Source organism: Dactylosporangium sp. CA-152071, assembly GCF_050936335.1.
In the GTDB taxonomy this organism is placed as follows: domain Bacteria; phylum Actinomycetota; class Actinomycetes; order Mycobacteriales; family Micromonosporaceae; genus Dactylosporangium; species Dactylosporangium maewongense.
The window spans coordinates 1026825-1048270 of sequence record NZ_JBNJMZ010000001.1; the positions used below are offsets into that span (position 1 = coordinate 1026825).

Annotated in this window: 20 protein-coding genes and 1 pseudogene; 14 read left to right on the plus strand and 7 right to left on the minus strand. The window is 72.0% G+C overall.

The features are described from left to right. The first annotated feature begins 105 nt into the window (after positions 1–105). From ACQEVZ_RS04025 to ACQEVZ_RS04035, 3 genes are all read left to right on the plus strand, one after another. Entirely contained in the window at positions 106–1794 is a 1689-nt protein-coding gene (locus ACQEVZ_RS04025; RefSeq protein WP_433361456.1) for an HDOD domain-containing protein, read from the plus strand. A 444-nt stretch (positions 1795–2238) separates the two neighbouring features. Next, entirely contained in the window at positions 2239–2988 is a 750-nt protein-coding gene (locus ACQEVZ_RS04030; RefSeq protein WP_433361459.1) for a tetratricopeptide repeat protein, read from the plus strand. Positions 2989–3448: 460 nt separating this feature from the next. After that, positions 3449–4156 carry a hypothetical protein gene (locus ACQEVZ_RS04035; RefSeq protein ID WP_433361462.1) on the plus strand — a complete coding sequence of 236 codons (708 nt, stop codon included), beginning with the start codon at positions 3449–3451 and terminating at the stop codon, positions 4154–4156. Here ACQEVZ_RS04035 and ACQEVZ_RS04040 read toward each other — a convergent pair. Continuing rightward, positions 4147–5544, minus strand: a complete 1398-nt coding sequence (locus tag ACQEVZ_RS04040; protein WP_433361465.1) for an alpha,alpha-trehalose-phosphate synthase (UDP-forming) — start codon at positions 5542–5544, stop codon at positions 4147–4149. The genes ACQEVZ_RS04035 and ACQEVZ_RS04040 overlap by 10 nt on opposite strands. Positions 5545–5701: 157 nt before the next feature. Here ACQEVZ_RS04040 and ACQEVZ_RS04045 point away from each other — a divergent pair, with 157 nt between their 5' ends. Further along, complete coding sequence (locus tag ACQEVZ_RS04045; protein WP_433361468.1) at positions 5702–6712, plus strand: zinc-binding dehydrogenase; 1011 nt, start codon at positions 5702–5704, stop codon at positions 6710–6712. Positions 6713–6718: 6 nt separating this feature from the next. Here the strand turns inward: ACQEVZ_RS04045 and ACQEVZ_RS04050 are convergent, their stop codons facing one another. Beyond that, positions 6719–7384 (minus strand): DUF4253 domain-containing protein, encoded by a 666-nt coding sequence (locus ACQEVZ_RS04050; RefSeq protein ID WP_433361471.1) that lies wholly within the window; start codon positions 7382–7384, stop codon positions 6719–6721. Continuing rightward, positions 7381–8040, minus strand: a complete 660-nt coding sequence (locus tag ACQEVZ_RS04055; RefSeq protein WP_433361474.1) for a DUF4184 family protein — start codon at positions 8038–8040, stop codon at positions 7381–7383. The genes ACQEVZ_RS04050 and ACQEVZ_RS04055 overlap by 4 nt, the downstream gene beginning before the upstream one ends. A gap of 71 nt (positions 8041–8111) precedes the next feature. Here ACQEVZ_RS04055 and ACQEVZ_RS04060 point away from each other — a divergent pair, with 71 nt between their 5' ends. Then, positions 8112–8846 carry a GNAT family N-acetyltransferase gene (locus tag ACQEVZ_RS04060; protein ID WP_433361477.1) on the plus strand — a complete coding sequence of 245 codons (735 nt, stop codon included), beginning with the start codon at positions 8112–8114 and terminating at the stop codon, positions 8844–8846. On the opposite strand, the gene ACQEVZ_RS04065 is transcribed toward ACQEVZ_RS04060, so the two are convergent. Continuing rightward, a complete protein-coding gene (locus ACQEVZ_RS04065; RefSeq protein WP_433361480.1) occupies positions 8836–9531 on the minus strand; it encodes a hypothetical protein in 696 nt (231 codons plus the stop codon). The genes ACQEVZ_RS04060 and ACQEVZ_RS04065 overlap by 11 nt on opposite strands. Positions 9532–9643: 112 nt before the next feature. Between ACQEVZ_RS04065 and ACQEVZ_RS04070 the strand changes: the two genes are divergently transcribed. Genes ACQEVZ_RS04070 through ACQEVZ_RS04080 form a run of 3 tightly spaced genes read left to right on the plus strand, consistent with a single transcriptional unit; the run spans position 9644 to position 12115 of the window. Continuing rightward, positions 9644–10135, plus strand: a complete 492-nt coding sequence (locus ACQEVZ_RS04070; protein WP_433361483.1) for a sigma-70 family RNA polymerase sigma factor — start codon at positions 9644–9646, stop codon at positions 10133–10135. Then, positions 10119–11198: a hypothetical protein gene (locus tag ACQEVZ_RS04075; protein WP_433361486.1), complete on the plus strand. Its 1080-nt coding sequence runs from the start codon at positions 10119–10121 to the stop codon at positions 11196–11198. Before ACQEVZ_RS04070 ends, ACQEVZ_RS04075 begins: the two co-directional genes overlap by 17 nt. Further along, positions 11195–12115, plus strand: coding sequence for an ABC transporter ATP-binding protein (locus tag ACQEVZ_RS04080; protein WP_433361489.1), 921 nt, complete (start codon positions 11195–11197; stop codon positions 12113–12115). The genes ACQEVZ_RS04075 and ACQEVZ_RS04080 overlap by 4 nt, the downstream gene beginning before the upstream one ends. On the opposite strand, the gene ACQEVZ_RS04085 is transcribed toward ACQEVZ_RS04080, so the two are convergent. Then, positions 12060–13325 carry an RNA-guided endonuclease InsQ/TnpB family protein gene (locus ACQEVZ_RS04085; RefSeq protein ID WP_433376614.1) on the minus strand — a complete coding sequence of 422 codons (1266 nt, stop codon included), beginning with the start codon at positions 13323–13325 and terminating at the stop codon, positions 12060–12062. The genes ACQEVZ_RS04080 and ACQEVZ_RS04085 overlap by 56 nt on opposite strands. Positions 13326–13489: 164 nt before the next feature. On the opposite strand from ACQEVZ_RS04085, the gene ACQEVZ_RS04090 reads away from it, so the two are divergent. Then, positions 13490–14329 carry an ABC transporter permease gene (locus tag ACQEVZ_RS04090; RefSeq protein ID WP_433361492.1) on the plus strand — a complete coding sequence of 280 codons (840 nt, stop codon included), beginning with the start codon at positions 13490–13492 and terminating at the stop codon, positions 14327–14329. A gap of 2 nt (positions 14330–14331) precedes the next feature. Here the strand turns inward: ACQEVZ_RS04090 and ACQEVZ_RS04095 are convergent, their stop codons facing one another. Continuing rightward, a complete protein-coding gene (locus ACQEVZ_RS04095; RefSeq protein WP_433361495.1) occupies positions 14332–14922 on the minus strand; it encodes a hypothetical protein in 591 nt (196 codons plus the stop codon). 51 nt (positions 14923–14973) lie between these two features. Here ACQEVZ_RS04095 and ACQEVZ_RS04100 point away from each other — a divergent pair, with 51 nt between their 5' ends. From ACQEVZ_RS04100 to ACQEVZ_RS04120, 5 genes and pseudogenes are all read left to right on the plus strand, one after another. Next, positions 14974–17247, plus strand: coding sequence for an ATP-binding cassette domain-containing protein (locus ACQEVZ_RS04100; protein WP_433361498.1), 2274 nt, complete (start codon positions 14974–14976; stop codon positions 17245–17247). Positions 17248–17466: 219 nt separating this feature from the next. Next, positions 17467–17679 (plus strand): hypothetical protein, encoded by a 213-nt coding sequence (locus ACQEVZ_RS04105; protein ID WP_433361501.1) that lies wholly within the window; start codon positions 17467–17469, stop codon positions 17677–17679. Then, on the plus strand, positions 17676–18500 hold the full coding sequence (locus ACQEVZ_RS04110) for a carbohydrate ABC transporter permease (RefSeq protein ID WP_433361504.1): 825 nt from the start codon (positions 17676–17678) through the stop codon (positions 18498–18500). Before ACQEVZ_RS04105 ends, ACQEVZ_RS04110 begins: the two co-directional genes overlap by 4 nt. 600 nt (positions 18501–19100) lie before the next feature. Beyond that, a pseudogene (locus ACQEVZ_RS04115) lies at positions 19101–19441 on the plus strand (transposase); the annotation flags it as partial. Positions 19442–19620: 179 nt separating this feature from the next. Then, positions 19621–20253, plus strand: a complete 633-nt coding sequence (locus tag ACQEVZ_RS04120) for a hypothetical protein (RefSeq protein WP_344510798.1) — start codon at positions 19621–19623, stop codon at positions 20251–20253. 301 nt (positions 20254–20554) lie between these two features. Here ACQEVZ_RS04120 and ACQEVZ_RS04125 read toward each other — a convergent pair whose 3' ends face one another. Continuing rightward, on the minus strand, positions 20555–21403 hold the full coding sequence (locus ACQEVZ_RS04125) for a LysR family transcriptional regulator (RefSeq protein ID WP_354905598.1): 849 nt from the start codon (positions 21401–21403) through the stop codon (positions 20555–20557). Positions 21404–21446: the final 43 nt, after the last annotated feature.

Consider the following 21446-nt stretch of genomic DNA (forward strand, 5'->3'; position numbering starts at 1 on the left):
GGACACCACCGGCACCCCGGGGGTGGCGTCACCTCCCGCGCGCGACCGGATCCACATTCCTCCGTTTTGCGGTAATCAGGGGGATTTCCGGGCGAAGATGACGGGGTGAGCCAGCCTGACGACGAGCAGCATGTGGTCCACGTCGGCCGGCAGCCGATCTACGACCGCGACGGCGCCGTGGTCGCGCACGAGTTGCTGTTCCGCGCCGGCGCGACCGCCGCGACCGCCTCCCGTCGCGACGCCCACGCCACCGCCAGGGTGCTGGTCGCGGCGTTCACGGAGTTCGGCCTCGACGAGGTCTCCGGCGGGCAGGTCTGCTTCATCAACCTGACCCGGGACTTCCTCACCGGCCACCTGCCGCTGCCGTTCGACTGCAGCCAGGCCGTCCTCGAGGTGCTCGAGACCACCGACGTCGACGAGGAGGTCCTGGCCGGCGTCACCGCCCTGCACGAGCAGGGCTACACCATCGCCCTCGACGACTTCGTCTTCGGCACCAGCCACGAACGCCTCCTCGACGTCGCCACCTACGTGAAGATCGACATGCTGGACACCGACGAGGCCACCATCCGCGCCACCGTCGTCAACTGCCGCATGCACGCCCACCTGCAGCTCATCGCCGAACGGCTCGAAACCCCCGAGGCCCTCGACCTGGCGATGTCCCTGGGCTTCGAGTTCTTCCAGGGCCACGTCCTGGGCCGCCCGCACGTCAGCTCCACCGTCGCGCTCGCCCCGTCCCGCCTCACCCGCCTGCGCATCATGGCCGCCCTCAGCACCGACGACGTCGACGTCGACTCGCTCGTCCCCCTCATCGGCCAGGACGCCGGCCTGAGCCTGCGCCTGCTCCGGGCCACCAACGCCGCCTCCTTCGGCCTCAACCGCACGGTCTCCTCCATCCGCGACGCGGTCGTGGCCCTCGGCCTGACCCGCCTGCGCCAGTGGGTCACGCTGATGGTCGTCGCCGACATCACCGAGGCCGACCCCGAGCAGCTGAGCCACCTGCTGATCCGCGCCCGCTGCTGCCAGCTCCTCGCCGAGGCCGCCTCCCTTCCGGGCGAACCCGCGTACATCGGCGGCCTCCTGTCCGCCGTCGCCGACCTGTTCAACGAACCCACCACCCGCGTCCTCAACGGCGTCCCCCTCGACCCGTCCCTCACCGCCGCCCTCCTCACCGGCGCCGGCCCCCTTGGCCAGGTCCTCACCACCGTCCGCGCCTACACAACCCCCTCCCCCTCCGACCTGTCGGACATGCCCACCCCCCGCCGCCACACTGGGAGCACGGAACCCGTTGGAAGCACGGAACACGCCGGGAGCGCCGAACCCGCCGGGAGCGCCGGACTCACTCGGAGTGCCGGGCTCGCTGGGAGTGCCGGACTCACTGGGAGTGCCGGGCTCACTGGGAGTGCCGGGCTCACTGGGAGTGCCGGGCTCACTGGGAGTGCCGGGCTCGCTGGGAGTGCCGGGCTCGCTGGGAGTGCCGGGCTCGCTGGGAGTGCCGGGCTCGCCGGACCAGGCAAATCCGCCGGACCTGCTGAACCTGTTGGACCCGCCGGACCGCACGGCCTCGCTGGAAGCGCAGTCACAGCTGGAAGCACCGGACCCACGCCTGAACCCGCCGAGTCCGCTCACCTGACCGGAACCGCCCCGCCGGTCGCCACAGACGACCCCGCCGCGCTCGCGTCCTTCTACCTCGCCGCGGTCCGCTGGACGAACACCACCCTCAGCGAACTCTCCAACGAATTCCGCCACCCCCAACCCGCCAACCGCACCACCGCCCCAGCCCCCCAGAACCGCTGACCCCGCCGCGACAACGCCCCACCGAGCCGTGACGCCTCGGGACCGTACGCGACAACCGCACGGCACTCAGCACGGCCGCACCTAGCCGCCGCACCACCTCGGGGGCAGCGCGGCAACCGCACAGCACTCGCCACGGCCACACCCAGCCACGGCACCACCTCGGCGGCAGCGCGCGACAACCGCACAGCACTCGCCACGGCCACACCCAGCCACGGCACCACCTCGGCGGCAGCGCGCGACAACCGCACAGCACTCGCCACGGCCACACCCAGCCACGGCACCGCCTCGGGGGCGGCGCGCGGCAACCGTGCGGTGTTCGGCACGGCTTGCACCCCAATTGCTGGACGGCCGCAGCGTTGGCCGCGGTCTCGGGGGCGGCGCGGGGCAGCGGTGCGGCGTTGGCGGCGATGCTCGCAGTGGCGGGGGTGCGCGACGATGGCTGGTGTGAGCCGAAGCTCTTGGCGCCGCTGGCTGCGACCCGACCGCGCCGCTGCTGCTGCCGACCAGCCGCCCGCCGACCCGGGTGAGGCCGAAGCGTGGCACCGGCGGGCCGTCGCCGCCGACCCTGGGCGCACGCTGTCGATGGTGAAGCTTGCCGACCTGCTGCGGAAGCGCGGTGACACGGCCGAGGCCGAGTTCTGGTACAAGCGCGCCGCTGACGCTGGTGATCCCTTCGCCATGAGCACCCTTGGCGATCTCCACCTGAACCGCGGGGACCAGGCCGGTGCCGAGACCTGGTTTCGCCGCGCCGCCGGCACCGGCTACGTCGTCGCCATCTGCAACCTCGGTGACCTCTGCCGGGCCCGCGATGACCCGGCCGAGGCGGAGGCCTGGTACCGGCGCGCCGGCGACGACGAATACGCGATGAGCCGCCTCGGCAGCCTCTTCGTCCACCTCGGTGACGCCGGCCAGGCTGAGACATGGTTCCGCCGCGCGGCGGAGGCCGGCAGCACCTACGCGATGGACAGCCTCGGCGGGCTCCTCCGCGACCGTGGCGCCGTCGACGAGGCGGAGCGCTGGCTCCGCCGGGGCGCCGAGGCGGGCAACGACTTCGCCATGTGCAGCCTGGGCGAACTCCTCCGCGACCGCGGCGCCGTCGACGAGACGGAGCGCTGGCTCCGCCGGGCGGCCGACGCCGGCAACTCCCGTGCCATGTCCGCCCTCGGTGACCTCCTCGCGGGCGGCCAGGCATGACCGCATGACTGCCACGTAGGGCACCGCTGCCGGACGAGCGGCACCCTCGGGTCCAGCGGGAGCCGAACCGGACCCCACGGCCGCCGGACGCACCGCAGACCACGGCGGCGACGCGGGCTCGCCGGCCAGCACCCGGGCGTTGCGCAGGCGGGTCAGCTTCGCCGCGTGGCGGGCCCGCAGCCCGTGTGCGCGGGCCTCGGCGAACTCCGCCCTGACCCGGCGCCTCTCCTCACGCCGGCGCTCCCACGCAGCGGCCGACGCCGCGAGACGCGCCTGCGAATCGATCGAGCCAGGGACCGTGGACCGGCTGGAATCTGGGGCTGACAAAGAAAAGTAGGGTCGTGGCACGTGCCGCCTCCCCCCGGTAGGCGCTGCCCCACCATTCTCCCAACGCCCCAAACCCCCGTCCAGCCCGCGCCCGCCAGATGACCCACCGCTGCCCCAACCGTTACACTCCGGCGTGCTTGCAGGGTTCGACGCGGTCGCCGCGATGGGTGATGGAGCCAGCGACGCCGGAAAGGCGTGGGTGTTCGTGCGGCGGTTCGTCGAGGGGTGGGCCGCGCCGCTCGAAGACCGTGACGGGGTGAGCAGGGAGGCGCTCGGGGCGGCCGGCGTGCCGCTGCCGCAGGTGTTGGGCGAGATGTACCGGCTGATCGGGCGGCGCGACGATCTGACCCGCAGGCAGGACTTCCTGTTACGGCCCGGCGAGTGCCACTGGGACGAGACCGGAGAGGTGCTGGTCTTCCGGCGGGAGAACCAGTCCTGCGCGCACTGGGGCATCCGCCGCGACGATCTCCGGTGGGCGGACCCGCCGGTCGTCTATCAAACAGGCCCGACAGATCGGGCGTGGCTGCCGTTTCTGGACCGAGTGTCGCTCGCTGCGGTCGAGATGGTGCTGAGCGAGTCGCTGTTCGGCACGAAGCACATCCTCAGCGCCGGTGACCTGACCGCCGACGTGCTGGCGGGTGTCCTGACGCGGCTGCGCCCGCTGCCGTTCCCCGAGTATCCGATGTGGGCCGGCGAAACCGTGTCGCCTGTGCGCTGGTACGCGGCGCCGGGGCTGCTGGTGCGCATCGACGGGCCGGCTCCGCGCGCGTGGCTCTGGGCGGCCGGGCAGTGTGAGGAAGACCTCGGCCTGGTCAGCGGGGTGCTGCCGGGCTACTGGTGAACGGGGACGCCGAGGGCGTCCAGGAACTCGCGGGCCCACTGGTCGACGTCGTGGGACTGGATGCGGGCGCGCATGGTGCGCATGCGGGTGGTGCGGTCGGCGGGTGGGGAGGCCAGGGCGGCGAGGATGGCGCGCTTCAGGTCCTCGACGTCGTGCGGGTTGGTCAGGAACGCCTCGTCGAGCTCGGCGGCGGCGCCGGTGAACTCGCTGAGGACCAGGGCGCCGAGGGCGTCGCGGCGGGCGGCCACGAACTCCTTCGCGACGAGGTTCATGCCGTCGCGGAGCGGGGTGACGAGCATGACGTCGGTGGCGAGGTACAGGGCGACCAGCTCCTCGCGGGACCGGTTCTGGAACAGGTAGTGCACGGGCATCGTGCCGACCTCGCCGAACTCGCCGTTGATCCGGCCGACCTCGCGCTCGACCCGTTCGCGCAGCTGCTGGTACTGCGCGACCCTCATGCGGCTCGGGGTGGCGACCTGGACGAGGACCACCTCGTCGCTGGACACCGCGCCCTCGGACAGCAGCTCACCGAACGCCTCGACGCGTTGCTCGATGCCCTTCGTGTAGTCGAGGCGGTCGACGCCGAGCAGCATCCGCCGGTCGCCGCCCAGCTCGGAGCGCAGCCGGCCGGCCGCCTCCTGCACCTCGGGCGACGCGGCGAGCCGGTCGATCTCCGTGATGTCGATGGAGATGGGAAACGCGCGTGCCACGACGGTGCGGTCCTCGTACACCACGGAATCACCCGACGGGCGGAGGCCGAGCAGCCGGTCGGTGAGCTGCAGGAAGTTCTGCGCGGCGAGGGGGCGCTGAAACCCGACCAGGTCGGCACCCAGCAGGCCGCGCAGCAGCTCGGCCCGCCGCGGCAGCTGCATGAAGAGCTCCACCGGCGGAAACGGGATGTGCAGGAAGAACCCGATCCGCAGGTCCGGACGCAGTCGCCGCAGCATCGCCGGCACGAGCAGCAGCTGGTAATCGTGCACCCACACGCTGGCGCCTTCCGCCGCGACGTCCGCCGCGGCGTGCGCGAAGCGCCGGTTGACCTCCTCATACGCCTGCCGCCAGTCCCGGCGGTACACCGGCTGCTCCACGAGGTCGTGGAAGAGCGGCCAGACCGTCGAGTTGGACTGGCCCTCGTAGTAGCGGTCGACGTCCTCGGCGCTCAGCGGCACCGGGCGCAGCTGGATGCCGTCGATCTGGACGGGCCCGGTGTCGTCGTCGGAGGCGCCGGTCCAGCCGACCCATGCGCCGCCGGAGCTGCGCACGATCGGCTCGAGGGCGCTCACCAGCCCACCGGGGCTACGCGTCCACTGGGTCTCGCCGTGCTCGTCGGTGGTGCGGTCGACGGGTAGCCGGTTCGCCACGACGACGAACGAGTATCCGTCAGCCATACCCCTCGGTTTACCGCACGGGCCGCACCGGAAACCGGGAAGCCCGGAATTTCCGCCGCCGCTGTACCAGTAAAGCGCGGCGGCACCGCTACAGGACCGCTACAGGACCGCTCGAGGCGCCTTTCCGCGACGGCGAGGCGAGCGTACGGTGGCCGGCGTGCCCGCCGTCGAGATCGTCCTGCCCGGTCCCGTCGAGCCCGAAGGCATGCTGGTGCGCCGGAGGCCGGTGCCCGTGCCGGCGCCGCACGAGGTGCTCATCGAGGTCGAGGCGAGCGGCATGTCCTTCGACGACATGCTGATGCGGCGCGGCACCTGCCTGGACCGCCGCGCATACCCGATGGTGCCGGGTCGCGACCTGGCCGGCGTCGTCACCGCGACCGGCGACGCGGCCGACCCGCGGCTCGTCGGCCGGCGCGCCGCCGCCGTCGTGCCGGGCGGCGCCTGGGCCACCCACGTGACCGTGGACGCCGGCGCGCTCACGCCCGTGCCGGAGCCGCTCGGCGCCGTCGACGCGGTGGCGCTCGCCTATCCCGGCCTGCTCGCCCGGTTCATGCTGCATGAGGTCGCCCGGGTCCAGCCCGGTCAGGTGGTCGTGGTGCCGGGCGCGCCGGGCTGGGTCGGCACGACGCTCGTGCAGCTCGCGCGGCAGGCCGGTGTGCGGGTCATCGGCGTGTCCAGCACCCGCCAGCTCGCCGAGACCACGGACCTGGACTTCGAGCCGGTCGACCACTGGACCGAGGACGTCTCCGCCCGGGTACGGCAGCTCGCGCCGGACGGCGTCGACGCGGTGTTCGACTCGATCGGCGGGCCGAACCTGGCGGAGTCGTGGGACCAGCTCGGCCCCGCCGGGATCCTGGTGTCGTACGGGCACAACTTCACCCGCGACGCGACCGGTGACCCCGCGGACCGGCATGCCGCGCTGACCGCGCAGTTCGACGCGTGGGCCGCGGCGTCGCCCGGGCGCCGGGCCGCCACCGCCGACCTGTTCGCCGCGGGCCCGCCCGACCCGGCGTGGGCCGGCACCGTCCTCAGTGGACTGTTCGGGTCCGCCGCCGAGGGCCGGCTGCGCCCGTACGTCGCGGCGACGTTCCCGCTGGCGGAGGCCCCGGCCGCGCTGCGCGAGCTCGAGACCGGCGGCCAGGTCGGCCGGGTCGTCCTGACCGCGTAGCCGGGCTCAGTCCCACCAGGCGCGCCACACCGTCGCGTGGCTGAGGCTGACGGCCAGGTCGGTCAGCGTGTCCGCGCCGTAGTAGTCGTACTCGCCGTCGTTGTACACCCGGTACTCCGCGGCGAGCCGCAGCGCGCCGGCCCGGTCCCGCGGCGGCCACTTCACGGTGAACTCGGCGGTCGTGCCGGTCATCGCGACGAGCTCGGCGCCGTACCGGGCGTGGAAGTGCTTCAGGATCGCCGCGTGCTCCGCCGGTGTCGGGTACTCGTTCCACCCGCCGCAGTGCAGCGCGAGCGGCACCTGCCACGGCGCCGCGACGGGCACCAGCGCGACGAACACCTCCTCGGCGTACTCGGCGACGCCGAACCCCGGCAGCTCCGGCCGCGGCCGCCACTCACCCTCACCACGAAGCTCGGCGCGGAGCGTGTCGGCGTAGTCGCCGCCGTACCGGGCGAGCCGCCCCTCGAACCACCCCGCGAGGAGCGCCGCGCCGTCGTACCGCAGGGCCGCCTCCTCCTCCGGCGTCCGAATCCGGAACGGCGTCAACTCCTCGGGCGTCTCCGGCGTCATCAGCACCGGCCACAGCCCGGTCCCGCGGTGCTGCGCCCGCAGCCGCCACCACCATTCGAGGGAGTCCTCGCCGGGCACCAGGAACCCCCGCACAGCCGTCACGACCGGGACGATACCGCCCACGACGCGGCGAGCAGCCCCGCGGCCACCGCGCACAGCAGCCTGGCACCGGTGGTGTGCGGCAGCGACGCCCCGGGCAGGAGCGGCGTGAGCGCGGCCAGCGGCAGCGTCACCGCGCAGGCCACCGTCCAGAACAGCGGCGGCCGCCGGCGCCGCGGTAGCGGGTCGCCGTGCCAGCGTCGCAGCAACCGGCCGCGGCGGATCCACCCGACCGTCGCGGCCAGGCCGAGCGCGCCCAGCACATGCATCACGTACTCCGACCAGGGGACCGCGAGCTCGAGCCGGTCGAGCGCCAGGTGGCTCGCCGCGCCGAGCAGCGCCGACGACACGGTGACCGGCCAGCTCGGCCGGTGCGGTCCGAGCACCCCGTAGTCGCCGGACCCCGGCAGGTGCGCGGCGAGCACCGGCGCCGCCCGCCGGATCAGCCACGCGACCGCCACGGCGACCGGCAGGCACCACACGACGAGCCCGGGCAGCTGGTGCGACAGGGGCCAGACCGGCAGCCCGGAGCCGTCCAGCACGTACGCGAGGTCCGGCGCCACCGACCCGGTGACGAGCGCGACCCCGTCGAACCAGCGCGGCCGCCACACCTTCAACGGCAGCACGGCGGCGGGGTGGGTGGGGAACGTCAGGGGCACCAGCGCGACGGTAACGGCGGCCGGTGGGGGCGGGGCGCCGGAACCGTGAAGATTCGGCAAGGATGGGGACCATGACGACGATCGAGGAGGCGCCGCTGCGGCAGGCGCGCAACTCCGCCGCCTTCTGGGCCGCGACCGGCCGGGCCCGCGGGCACGAGGTGGTCCGCCGCCCCGGGTACCTCGCCGTCGTGGGTGACGCGCGGGCGGGCGTGCGGGTGCTGATCCAGCGGGCCGGGCTCGACGCCGGTGAGGTCGCCGAGATCACCGACCTGGCGGCGCGGGCGGCCGGGCCGGTGGACGTCGAGGACCCGTTCAGCGCCACGGACCTGACCCACCTCGGCATGCGCACCTGGCAGATGCCGGTCATGCTGCGCCGGCCGGGGCCGGTGGACGGGCCCGCCATGGAGGTCACCCGCGCGCGGGACGAGGAGGACCTGCACGCGGCCGAGCGGGCCGTGATCGAGGGATTCGAGCTGCGCCGCTTCGAGCCGTACCGTGGCGGCGAACTCTTCCCGAGCGCCCTGATCGAGCAGCCCGGGGTGGACGTCTTCGTCGCGCGCCTCGACGGGGAGGTCGCCGGCGCGTGCGTCACCGTCCTGGACGACGGGCTCGGCAGCCACTACTGGGTCGGGACCCCGCCGAAGTTCCGCTCCCGCGGCGTGGGGCGGGCCGTCATGCTCGGCTCCCTCGCCCACCTCACCGGGGTGCCGGTCACGCTGACCGCGTCGCGCCTGGGCCGCCCGCTGTACGAGTCGCTCGGCTTCACGGTGACGTCCCCGTCCACCTGGTGGTCCTCTACGCCGTGACCGAGAGGTACCACCACGTCGCGGCCTCGTCGTCCATCGCGAGCACCTGCTCGTCGGTCGGGCGGTGCCCGTCGGGCAGCGGCACCGACATCGCCCCGGTCCGCGCCACGATCTCCCGCAGCCGCCCCACCTGGTCGGCGACCTCCGCGGTCACCTCGCCGCCGACGAGGATGTGCGGGCCCAGGGTGTACCAGAGCGCGATGAGCCGCACGTCGCCGGCGTGCTCGGCGGCCTCGGCGACGGCCAGGACGGCGTCGACCAGCGGGACCGGCCGCGGTGGGACGGTGTCGTCGCCGGTCAGCTCGCCCGCGTCGACCATCCGCTGCCACAGGGCGGTGCCGGCGTCGCAGTACAGCAGCAGCGGCTCGACGTAGCCGTCCTCCAGCTCCGAGTCATAGCCGTCGAAGTCCTCGGCCTCTTCGTCGAACGTCCGCAGGGCCGTGAACTCCGTCAGCCCGTCGAAGTACCCGCGTCGCCGCGCGTAGTCGGGGTGCCGGGCGACCGGGAACCCGTACACGAACCGCCGCCGCCGCAACAGGTCGATGTCGCGGAAGTGCGTGACCGCCCCGTCGAACTGCCGCCCGAACGCGAGCAGCACCGCGAACCAGTCGCGTGGCCGGTCGTCGTCCGCGCGGTGGTGCGCGTCGAGGAGCCGCACCGAGTCCCACACCATGTCGTCGAGCACCCGCGCAACGGTGTCACATCCGCGGGCCCGGCGGTGCTCAATAGGTGTGCAGGAAGAAGTCAGGCTAGTCTGGCCCGTCGCCGCGGCCCGGCCGGCCGAACGGAAGGACGCCGTGCGGACCGACCTCGAGCAGGTGTTCCGAGCCTCGTATCCCCGCGTCGTGGCCGTCGCCGCCCGCGTGCTCGGATCCCGGGACCAGGCAGAGGACGTGGCGCAGGAGGTGTTCCTGTCGTTCGGTCGCTCGTCGGTGCCGGCGGCGGAGGCACCCGGCTGGCTGTCGGTCGCCGCGGCACACACCGCCCTCAACCAGCTGCGGTCCGGACGGCGCCGGGCGTCCCGGGAGGAGGCGGCCGGCGGCGCCGACACCGTCGCACCCGACGTCGCCGACGCGGTCGTCACGCGCGACGAGCACCGCCGGGTCCGTGCCGCGCTCGCCGGGCTGCCCCGCCGGCAGGCCGTCGCCCTGGTCCTGCGGCACAGCGGCCTCAGCTACGCCGAGGTGGCCGCCGCCCTCGATCTCTCCCCCGGCAGCGTCGGCACGATCGTGCGCCGCGCCGAGTCCGCTCTACGCAAGGAGTTGAACCGTCATGCGCCATCCGAATGACGGCACGCTGCGCCGGCTGCTGGACGAACCGGAAGGTGTCGCCGACACCGATCGTGACCACGTCGCCGGCTGCCCCGTGTGCCTGTCCGGGCTCGCCGCCGCCGGGGAGGACGCGGCGTTCGCGGGCGCGGCGCTGCACGTCGGCACCGACCCGGACGTCGACGCCGGCTGGCGCCGCCTGACCGCCGCCGGCGAACCACGCCGGGTGCCGGCCGCCGCCCGCGACCCCCGGTGGCGGGCGGTGCTGCGCAGCCCGGTCGTCGCGGCCGTCGCCGCCGTCGCGCTGCTCACCGGCGCGAGCGCCGCGGCCGCCACAGACTGGCTGCAGATCTTCCGGACCGACCGGATCGCCCCGATCACCGTCACCCAGGCGGACCTGGTCACGATGCCCGACCTGGCCGCGTACGGCGACGTGAAGGTCACCAACGGCCCGAACGTCCGGAAGGTCGGCGACGCCGCCGCGGCCGCGTCGATCACGGGCCTGTCCGTGCCGCGGACCGGCAGGCTGCCGCGCGGCGTGACCGGCGACCCGACGTTCCAGGTCGGCGACCAGGCGAACGCGGTGTTCACGTTCTCGGCGGAGAAGGCCGCACAGACGGCCGCGGCGGCCGGCGCGACACTGCCCCCGCCGCCGCCCGGCCTGGACGGCAGCAAGTTCCGGCTGAGCGCCGGGCCCGGCCTCGCCCTCGTCTGGCAGGGCGGCGGGCGCAGCGCCCCGGCCATGATCGTGGCCCGGGTCGTCGCGCCGGTCGCGTACTCCTCCGGCGTCCCGTTCGACACCGCCCGCGACTACCTGCTGTCGCTGCCGGGCCTGCCCGAGTCGGTCGCCTCGCAGCTGCGCGCGTTCTCCGGCAGCGGCACCACGTGGCCGATGATCGTCCGCTCCGGGCAGCAGGCGACCGCGACCGACGTCGGCGGGAAGCCGGCGACCGTCCTCACGACCCGCGACGGCGTCATGTCCGGCGTGGTGTGGGTCGACGACGGCGTGGTCACCGCGGTCGCCGGGTCACTGTCCGCCGACGAGGTGCTGTCGGTGGCGCGCGGGCTGCGGTGGGACCGGTGAACGCGTCACCGGCCGTGTGGTGTTCCGGGTTGCGCAAGCGGTACCGGCGGCAGACCGCGCTCGCCGACGTCTCCTTCACCGTCGGGCGGGGCGAGGTCCTGGGGTTGCTCGGCCCGAACGGCGCCGGCAAGACCACCGCCATCAAGATCCTGCTGGGGCTCGTCCGGCCGGACGCGGGCGAGGCGCTGCTGCTGGGCCGCCCGGCGCGGGACCCGGCGGCCCGGGCCAGGGTCGGCTACCTGCCCGAGCTCTTCCGGTACCAACCCTGGCTGACGGCGCAGGAGGTCCTCGACCTGCACGTGAGGCTCGCCCGGGCCACGGTGCCCGTGCCTTCTCAAAAGGAGTGCCTGGCCATGGTCGGGCTCGCGGACCGCGCCGGCGACCGGGTCGGCGGCTTCTCCAAGGGCATGCAGCAGCGGCTCGGCCTGGCGGTCGCGCTGGTCGCCGGCCCCGACCTCGTCGTGCTCGACGAGCCGACGAGCGCCCTCGACCCGCTCGGCCGCGCCGACGTCAGGGACCTGCTGCTGGCGTTGAAGGAGCGCGGGGTGGCCGTGCTGCTCAACTCGCACCTCATCGGCGAGGTCGAGCGCGTCTGCGACCGGGTGGTCATCCTGGACAAGGGCCGGGTCGCCGCCGCCGGTACGCTGCCCGAACTGCTCGGCCGGCGGTCCCTGCACCTGCGCCTGGACGGCGTGTCCCCGGCGGCCTCGGCCCGGCTCGCCGCGGCCGGCACGGTGACCTCCGCCGGCGACCAGTTCACCGTCGCGCTGCCGGCGGATCCGGCCGAATCACTCATCCCCGACCTGGTCAGCGACCTGGTCGGCCTCGGCGTGCGGGTCCACGCTGTCGAGCCGGCCCGGATCACGCTGGAAGAACGCCTCCTGGACATCCTGCGCGCCTCGACGGAGGACCGTTGACATCCTCCCCACGCCTAAAGGCGGGGATTCCAGCGGTCGCCCGCTGGGGTTCCTGCTTCATTGGCGACCGCCTCGTCCGAGAGGACTCTCGTTGAGGTCTTACACCGCCTCCACAGGCGATCACGGAGAGCCCCTCCGCGAGGATGTTGCGGGCCGCGTTGACGTCACGGTCGTGGGTCTGCCTGCATCGGCAGGTCCACGACCGCACGTGCAGCGGCATCCGCGCAGCGAGCGCACCACAGGCCGAGCACAGCTTCGACGACGGGAACCAACGGTCCACCACGACCAGGGTGCGGCCGTGCCATTCGGTTTTGTACTCCAGCATGGTGCGGAACTGCCGCCAGGCCGCGTCGCTGACAGCGCGGGCCAGGTTGTGGTTTCGGAGCATGTTGCGGGCGGTCAGGTCCTCGATCACGATCGTTTGGTTTTCACGAACGAGCCGAGTGGTCAGCTTGTGCAGGTGGTCACGCCTGCGGTCGGCGATCCGGGCGTGGACGCGGGCGACCTTCAGCCGTGCCTTGGCCCGGTTCGCGGAGCCCTTCTCCTTGCGGGCGAGGTTGCGTTGGGCGCGGGCGAGCGCGGCCCGGTCCCGGCGTTCATGCTTCGGGTTGGTGATCTTCTCCCCGGTGGACAGAGTGAGCAGACTGTCCAGCCCGGCGTCCACCCCGACAACGCCCGTGGCCGGGACGGGCTCGACCCGGTCTTCGCAGAGCAGGGACACGAACCAGCGGCCCGCGCTGTCCTGCGACACGGTCACCGTGGACGGGGATGCACCCTCCGGCAGGGGACGCGACCACACGATGTCCAGCGGCGCATCCATCTTGGCCAGGGTGAGCCGACCGTCGCGCCAGCGGAACGCGCTGGTGGTGTACTCGGCCGAACGCCGCGACCGCTTCCTGGACTTGAACGTCGGATACCTCGCCCGCTTGGCGAAGAAGTTGGTGAACGCCACCTGCAGATGGCGCAGGGCCTGCTGCAACGGCACCGAGGACACCTCGTTGAGAAACGCCAATTCCTCGGTCTTCTTCCACGCGGTCAGCATCGCGCTGGTGGCGTTGTAGTTGACCCGTTCCTGCCGCAGCGTCCACGCCTCGGTGCGGGCCTGCAACGCCATGTTGTACACCAGCCGGACGCACCCGAACGTGCGAGCAAGCTCCGCCGCCTGCTCCGGGCTGGGGTAGAAGCGGTACTTGAACGCCCGCTTCACCATCCTGGTCACTGGTCGCAAGCTAGCACACACATCAGTGAACCCTGCTGTGACAGGCGGCTACACGCCGGGCCGCCCAGGCCGCGGATCGACTTTCCCTGCCCTGCTCCGCGCGGGTTCCGTTTCCTACCCATGGCTGAAGCCGAGGGTTTCCACGGAGGTTACCGATGACCGTGCTGACGATCGCCTCGCTCACGCTGCAGGAGGCGTCGCGGCGCAAGGTGCTGCGGTCCCTGGCCGTGCTGACCGTCCTGCTGCTCGGGCTCAGCGCCTGGGGCTTCACCCGCATCGACGCCACGTTCGGCGGCCTCACCAGCGGCGAGTCCCGGCTGGCCGCCGCGACCGTGCTCAACCTCGTCATGTTCGGGCTGAGCCTCATCTCCGCGCTCGGCACCGCGTTCCTCGCCGGCCCCACCCTCGCCGGCGAGATCGAGTCGGGCATCGCCCTGGCCATGATGACCCGCCCGGTCCGCCGCTCCGCGGTCCTGGTGGGCAAGTGGCTGGGCCTGGTCGCGTTCGGCAGCGGCTTCGTCGCCGTCGCGGGCCTCGCGCAGCTGCTCATCGTCCGGACCACGGTCGGGTACTGGCCGCCGCAGCCCTTCCTGGGGCTGGCGCTGCTCGCCGCCCAGACCGCGGCGCTGCTCACCCTCGGTCTGCTGCTGTCGACCGTCATCTCACCGATGGCCTCCGGCATCGTCTCCGTCGGCCTCTTCGGCGCCACCTGGATCGCGGGCGTCGTCGGCGCCGTCGGCGAGGTCCTCGGCAACGCGAGCCTCGCCCAGGTCGGCACCGTCTCCAAGATGCTCCTGCCGACCGACGGCCTGTGGCGCGGCGCGATGCACGCCTTCCAGGACCCGACCCTGCTCAGCCAGTTCAGCGAGGCGTTCGAGGGCCACCCGTTCCTCAGCCAGACCGGCCTGACCCCCGCGTACGTCGCCTGGGCCGCGATCTGGACCGCCGTCGTGCTGTCCCTCTCCGCCCTCGCCTTCCACCGCCGCGACCTGTGAACCTACCGCCGCAGGAGCGGCTTGCCGTCGCGTGCCCAGGCGAGGGCGAGCCGGTCGTCGACCCGGCCGTCGTCGCGGACCAGGCCGTCGACCAGGCCGTCCACAAGGTCCGGCGAGGTCTCGCCGAAGCGGCGGTTGAGGACGTGGCCGGTGCTGTCGACCTCGAGGTTGCCGTCGTCGTAGATGGTGAGGGGGCAGTCGGTGGTGCCGCCGATCGACAGCGTGCCGTCGGTCGTCGCGAAGTGGATCAGGCGGCTCACGACGGCGCCGCCGTAGACGTACAGCATCGTGGCGTCGACACTGACGACGGCCGCCCGCAGCGTGCCGGTGACCATGAGGGCGAACGTCTCGGGGGCGCCCTCGTCGAGGTCCAGCGTGCCGCCGACGGTGAGGTCGCCGTCGATCACGAACGCCGTCAGCTCGTCCGTGCTGTCGACGCCGGCCATCCTGTACAGGTCGCCGCCGGTGAAGTCGCCGTCGGCGTGGACGTCGCCGCGCCGTACGAGAGCCGCATCGAACTCGACGTCGAACTCCTCGAAGGGGCTCGGCGGCAGCACCGCGCCCACATCGTCAACCTTCTCCCAACGTGTCATCAGCGCAATGTAGCGGCCGAAAATGTCGGTGGGTCCGGCTATGGTGGCCCGGTGCATGAGGCAGACAGTCATGACCTGATCAAGGTCCACGGGGCCAGGGAAAACAACCTGAAGGACGTCAGCGTCGACATCCCGAAGCGCCGCCTGACGGTGTTCACCGGGGTGTCGGGATCGGGCAAGAGCTCGCTGGTGTTCGGCACGATCGCCGCGGAGTCGCAGCGGCTCATCAACGAGACCTACAGCGCGTTCGTCCAGGGCTTCATGCCGAGCCAGGGCCGGCCCGACGTCGACCTGCTCGAAGGGCTCACCACGGCGATCATCGTCGACCAGGAGCGGATGGGTGCCAACTCCCGTTCCACGGTCGGCACCGCGACCGACGCGAATGCCATGCTGCGGATCGTGTTCAGCCGCCTCGGCGTGCCGAGCGCCGGGCCGTCGTTCCACTACAGCTTCAACGTGCCCGCCGGTGCGTGCCCCCGCTGCGAGGGCATGGGCACCGCCAACGACATCGACCTCGACGAGCTGTTCGACCGGGACAAGTCGCTGAGCGAGGGCGCGATCACCATCCCGGGTTACAGCGTCGACGGCTGGCTCGTCCGGATCTTCACCGCGTCCGGCTTCGTCGACGCCGACAAGCCCATCCGCGACTACACCGAGCAGGAGCTGCACGACTTCCTGTACAAGGAGCCGGTGAAGGTCAAGATCGAGAACATCAACATGACCTATGAGGGGCTCATCCCCAAGGTCCAGAAGGGGTTCCTGCAGAAGGACAAGGAGGCGCTGCAGCCGCACCTGCGCGCGTTCGTGGAGCGGGCGGTCACGTTCACGGCCTGCCCCGAGTGCGACGGCACCCGGCTCAACAAGGCGGCGCTGGAGTCGCGCATCGACGGCATCAACATCGCCGAGGCGTGCGCGATGCAGATCAGCGACCTCTCCGACTGGGTCCGCGGCATCAAGGACCCCGCGGTCGGGCCACTGCTGACGACCCTGCAGCAGACGCTCGAATCGTTCGTGGAGATCGGCCTCGGCTACCTGTCGCTGGACCGGCCGTCGGGCACGCTGTCCGGCGGCGAGGCGCAGCGCACCAAGATGATCCGGCACCTCGGGTCGAGCCTCACCGACGTGTCGTACATCTTCGACGAGCCGACCGTCGGGCTGCACCCGCACGACATCCAGCGGATGAACGGGCTGCTGCAGCGCCTGCGTGACAAGGGCAACACCGTCCTCGTCGTCGAGCACAAGCCCGAGACGATCGCGATCGCCGACCACGTCGTCGACCTCGGCCCGGGCGCGGGCGGCGCCGGCGGCACGATCTGCTTCGAGGGCACCGTGGCGGACCTGCAGGCCAGCGACACGCTCACCGGCCGCCACCTCGACTACCGGGCGGTGCTCAAGGCCGACCCGCGCAAGGCGACGGGTGCCCTGCCGATCCGCAACGCGAGCCGGCACAACCTGCAGGACGTGAGCGTCGACGTGCCGCTGGGCGTGCTGGTCGTCGTCACCGGCGTCGCGGGGTCGGGCAAGAGCTCCCTCATCCACGGCTCGGTGCCCAAGGGCGCGGGCGTCGTCTCCGTCGACCAGACCGCGATCCGCGGCTCCCGGCGCAGCAACCCCGCCACGTATACCGGCCTGCTCGACCCGATCCGTGCCGCCTTCGCCAAGGCCAACAAGGTGAAGCCGGCCCTCTTCAGCGCCAACTCGGCGGGCGCCTGCCCCAACTGCAACGGCAACGGCGTCATCTACACCGACCTGGCCATGATGGCGGGCGTCGCCACCGTCTGCGAGGAGTGCGAGGGCAAGCGCTTCCAGGCCGCCGTCCTCGAATACAAGCTGGGCGGCAAGGACATCAGCGAGGTCCTGGCGATGTCGGTGACGGAGGCGGAGGCGTTCTTCGCCGCCGGCCACGCGAAGTCGGCCGCCGCCCACGCCATCCTGCACCGCATGGCCGACGTCGGCCTCGGCTACGTCACCCTCGGCCAGCCGCTCACCACCCTCTCCGGCGGCGAGCGCCAGCGGCTCAAGCTGGCCATCCACATGGCGGAGAAGGGCGGCATCTACGTCCTGGACGAGCCGACGACCGGCCTGCACCTCGCCGACGTCGAGCAGCTGCTGAAGCTCCTCGACCGCCTCGTCGACTCCGGCAAGTCCGTCATCGTCATCGAGCACCACCTGGCCGTCATGGCCCGCGCCGACTGGATCATCGACCTCGGCCCCGGCGCCGGTCACGACGGCGGCCGCCTCGTTTTCGAGGGCACCCCTGCCGATCTGGTCGCCGCCCGCTCCACGCTGACCGGCGAGCACCTGGCCCAGTACGTCGGCGCATAGCGCACCTCGGCTCGGCTGCCCGCGCACGGCCTGCGGACAGCCGAGCCACCACCCCGCCACACCGGCGCCGGGTGGGTGTCGTCGCGTTGGCCGGCCCGGCACGCCGCCCAGCCTCGCCGGCCTGTCACGGACAGCGCCGGCCCACCCGTTACCGCCCCGCTGGCGTGTCACGGACAGCGCCGGCCCGGCACCGACCGCTGCGCGGACCCGGCCGGCGTCTTGAGGGCACCCCGCCGACCACTCCGCTTCGACGTCGTCCAGATCGCGACGCAAGGCGGTCCCGGCTACCAGACGATGGTGCCCGGCGTGCAGATCTACCGGTTGACGTTCCTGCAGCAGCACGTCGGCCAGGCCTCGGCGCTCGCGGTGTTCCTGGCCGTCGTCGTGCTGGTGGTCATCTGGCCGATCCAGCGTCTCGGGAGGGAGAAATGACCACATCGGGCCTCGCCCATCGAGTAACGCGCACTGGGATCCTGCTCGCGCTGATGCTGTTCGCCGTGGTGCCGCTGCTGAGCATGTTCACCACGGCACTGGCGGCGCCGGGCAGCACGCCGCAAGGCCTCAGCTGGCCGAGCGACCCGCACTGGCACAACTTCGTCGACGCGTGGAGCGCGGCGAACTTCGTCGCGCTGTTCCGCTCGAGCACCCTCATCGTGCTTGGCGTCGTACCGGCCACGGTCGCGATGGCCACCGCCGCGGGCTACGCCCTCGCTCAGCTGAACGTGCCCTTCGGTAAGGCGATCTACGGTCTTCTCCTCGTCGGACTCACCCTGCCGTTCGAGGCGCTGATCACCCCGCTGTACTACGACCTGCGCAGCATGGGACTGCTCGGGACGCGGCTGGCGATCGTCCTGCCGCTCATCGGACTGCTCATGCCGTTCGGCGTCTTCTGGATGCGCGTACACTTTCTCGGCGCCGAGCCCGCGCTCACCGAAGCCGCGAAGGTCGACGGCGCCAACACCTGGCAGGCGTTCCGCCGCATCCACCTGCCGCTCGCCACCTCGGCGTGGTCCGCACTGTCTGTGCTCTTCTTCCTCGCCAGCTGGAACCAGTACCTGCTGCCCCTCGTCCTCGTCGACGACCCGACGAAGCGGACCGTGGCCGGCGGGCTGGGCGCGTTCCAGGGCCAGTACGGCACCGACATCGTGCTTCTCTGCGCCGGATCCCTGCTGATCATCCTGCCCTCGCTGGCGATCTTCCTGATCTTCCAGCGCAACTTCGTCAAGGCGCTGATGCAAGGAGCCGTCAAGTGACTGCCCGAGTCTCGCACCTGGAGGTTCCATCGCATCTGGCCGACCGACTGCTTCAACGACCCGGCAGGCCAAGCCGCCGCGGCCGTCGCCGCCTACGAAGCCGCCCTCGCTGCCGACTCCCAACCCAGGACCACAGTGATCGAGGAGAACTCGCCGACGGCGGATCTGTTGCCGGCCGAGCACCTCATGGACGCCGGTTACCCTTCCAACACGAACCTGCTGGCCTGCCGCACCGAGTACCAGGTCCGCCTGATCGCCCCGATGCGCGGCGACTCCTCCCGCCACGCCCGCACCAACAGCCCTACGCCCGAACCGCGTCCACCATCGACTTCGACCAGCAACGAGCGATCTGCCCGCGAGGCCACCACTCGGCCACCTGAAACCCCACCCGCCAAGACGGTCAGGACGTCATCGAGGTCAGCTTCCCCCTCAGCGCCTGCATCATCTGCCCGGCCCGCACCGAGCGCACCCGCTCACAGCAGCGCCGACGACAGTTGACGCTACGACCCGCCACCTGTACGAATCCCTCCGCGACGCTGCGGGTGCCAACAAATCATCCGGCCAGGTTACGGACTTTGATCGGCAATCTCTGGCATGACCGCCGACCGCCTGCTCGCCGTCGGCGACAACCCCGAACGCATGACCAGTGAGGCCCCTTTGCCGCCCTCTGCGGCGTCAGCCCGATCGAAGCCTCATCCGGCAAGACACAGCGCCGCCGCCTCAACCGCGGCGGCGGCCGCCGCGCCAACTCAGCCCTCTACACCATCACCCTCGCCAGACTCCGCTGGGACCAACGCACCCGCGCCTACGTCGAACGACGCACCAGCGAAGGCAAAACCCGACGCGAAGCCATCCGCTGCCTGAAGCGCTACATCGCCCGCGAGCTCTACCAACTCATCACCCGACACCAGCCCCTCAACCCCTTGACATCCATAGGGGCATCAAGCTCGCCACGCGCTACCAGGCCACCGTCACCATCACCGCGATCAACGAATGGCTCTGACCCGACCTACCAAACACGTCTTAGGTCCACCACAAACCTACATCGAAGGACCACCGACATTCGCGAACGCGCCGGAAAGACTGAAGCCCGTCAACGAAACGAGAAGGGCTTCGAATCATGAACCAGGCAGTCGTGCGTCGCGTCACCGGGCTCTGCGGGATCCTCACGGCGATCGCGCTCATCGTCGAGGTGCCCCTGTACTTCATCTACGACGGCCCGCCGCCGGACTGGAACGTGCTGACGCGCATCCTCATCGGGATCCTCGCGTTCGTCGCGTTCACAGGCCTCGTCACCGGCCTGCGCGAACTGGTCCGCCGGGCCGCTCCCGATCACGAATGGGCGGCGTCGCTCGTATCGGCGGCAGGCCTGATGTACATCACGGTCACGCTCGTCTCCATGGGCCTCGAGGCCGGTGCAGTCATCGCCGCTGACACGGCCATCGACCCGACGATCGACGTGTCCGGCACGTACATCCTGTATGGCACGATCGGCCGCACCACCCTGGCGCTGTTCCTGGCCGCGCTCGGCTCGCTCGTCCTGCGAACCGGCATCCTGCCCCGCTGGACTGGCGTCACCGCCGTGACGCTCGCCGTCGTCAGCGCCGCCTTCATCCCGTCCATCTACTTCGGCAACGACCCGGCGAACTTCTACGCCGCCAACGGTTGGGGGAGCACCGCCACCGTCGGCGCACTGCTGAGCTACTGGCTGCTCGCCTTCGGCATCAGCGTCACGCGCAGCGCGCGCCGGTAAGCCGGACACGCGGAGAACGACCGTTGCGCCAGCCGCAACGGTCGTCGCGTTCGTCGCCTGCGGCGGGCGGCACCGGCGGGGCTCCCGGCGTGCTCCGGCGGCGTCGGTCAGGCGTCGATGTTGCAGCGGCGCTCACCTTTCTACGACTCCGTCGTCGGGCTCGACGCCGTCCATCGCGACGACGTCTCGGTCGCCCTGCGGTCCGTGCGACCAGACCGACGATTTGGTTGGCGGCTTGCCGACAGCGCGTCGCGTTGACCCGGGCGTAGTCGGTGCACAGAGTGCCGGCCACAAGGTTCGCTCATGCTGCGGCGTGCTCCACCAGGGCGGTCACTGCCGGATGCCACAGCCGGTCGATGGCGCCACGGAGCACCAGCCGCCGGGCCAGGACCGGCCGCAGCGGTACCAGCACCAGTCGCGGGTCGAGCATGGCGGCGGCGAGCCCGGGCACGATCGACACACCGATCCCGGCCCGAACCATCGCGAACAGGGTGCCCAGCTCCCGCACCTGGTGCGTCGGCGCGAACGGGACGCCGCTGCGGCGGTGCGCCTCGCGGACGTGCCGCTCGCAGCCGCCGCGCGAGAGCAGGAACGCGTCGTCCTGCAGATCGGCGACGCCGACGGCGTGCTCGCCGGCGAGGGGATGGTCGCGACGCAGTACCGCATGGAACGTATCCTCCGCGAGGACATGACCTGGTCCGGGTGGTGGGTCCACGACGACGGCCAGATCGACGGTGTGGTCGGCGAGCCATTCGGCGACCTCGTCGTCCTCACCCTCGAACAGTGCCACGTCGACGCCGGGCAGTTCGTCCCGCCAGCGGGCCAGCAGCCCCGGCATGAGGCCCTGGCACACCGTCGGTGGCGCGGCGAGCTTGATCGAGCCGGCCGGTCGGCCGTCACGCTGGGCGGCCAGCATCCCGATCGCCGCTGCGGCAACCACCGCCGCTCGGGCGTGCCCGGCGATCGCCGCACCGAAGGCGGTCGCACGAACCCCACCCTGCCGGATCAGCACCGGATGGCCGAGGGTCCGCTCGAGCGTGGCGATCGTGTGCGACACCGCTGACTGGCTGATGCCGAGCGTCGCCGCGGCGCCGCTGAAGCTGCCGTCGTCGAGGACCGCGACGAAGGCGCGGAGCTGTGCCAGATGCATGAGCACTCCTCATAGTGCACTGCGTGCCACTTGTTGGACTCAT